This is a genomic window from Alcanivorax sp. HI0044 (assembly GCF_001634945.1).
This window is the reverse complement of sequence record NZ_LWEZ01000050.1, coordinates 1-941: the sequence shown is the minus strand read 5'-3', so window position 1 is coordinate 941 and position 941 is coordinate 1. Positions and strand designations below refer to the sequence as shown.

Genomic DNA, 941 nt, shown 5'->3' with positions numbered 1-941 from the left:
ACATCATGGCGCCGCTGATCCGCGAATTCGGGGCGGAGAAATTCTACGTGCACCTGCACGACACCCGCGGGCTGGCCGCCGCCATGGCCTGGGCCGCTGCGGATCTGGGGGTGCGCCGTTTCGATGCCTCGGTGGGCGGTCTGGGCGGCTGCCCGTTTGCCCCCGGCGCCACCGGCAACATGGCCACTGAAGATATGGTCTACCTGCTGGAAAGTGCCGGCCTGAAGACCGGTATTGATGTGGAAAAACTACGCGCCGCCGTGGCGCTGGCACAGGAGGCCACCCAGCGCCCACTGGGCGGGCGCATCCTCAGCTGGATGGAATCCCAGGAAAAACAGGGCAAGACGCCCTGTCTGTGGTAATCAATCGCCCAGCAAAAGGTTCATCGTGGATGAGCGGGAATCGTCTACAGAAAAGCCCTCTTCCGTAGGAGCGTCGCTGGCGGCGCGATAACCCACGTCGTTTAAGACTGATTTACCGCTGGGGGTACAGGGTTCACAGAGGAAAACCACCTTCCTCTGTGAACCCTGTGCCCTCTGTAGTGAAAATGCTTTTATTCCTGGTCTGGGATCACGCCGCCACCGAGCGTAACGAAGAAACGCCCGCAGGACGGCCCGAAGAGCGAAGCGAATAACCGACGCTCTTACAGCACGGGAGGGGATTAAATTGAGCTTTTCCCGGAAACCCGCAATGAACCACAAAAAAGCCAACCCCCACCATCAAAAACGCCGGGCAACCTCACTGCCCGGCGTTTCATTGTATGGCGTCTTATTGCTTGTCTATCCCGTTATCAGGGTGTGTAGGGATAACGGAACTCGCCAGACAAGGAAATGGCGTCATCATTGTTGGGCAGGACCGGCCCCATATTCCTCGCCACCAGGGTTGCGATATACGTCCCTTCTACCACGCCATCACTTACGCTGGTCACATTGATGGTACAG

At 58.6% G+C, this 941-nt stretch carries 1 pseudogene; it reads left to right on the top strand.

Annotated elements, in window-relative coordinates:
- Positions 1-362 (top strand): annotated as a pseudogene (locus tag A3730_RS00600) (hydroxymethylglutaryl-CoA lyase); the annotation flags it as partial.
- Between the last annotated feature and the right edge of the window lie 579 nt (positions 363-941).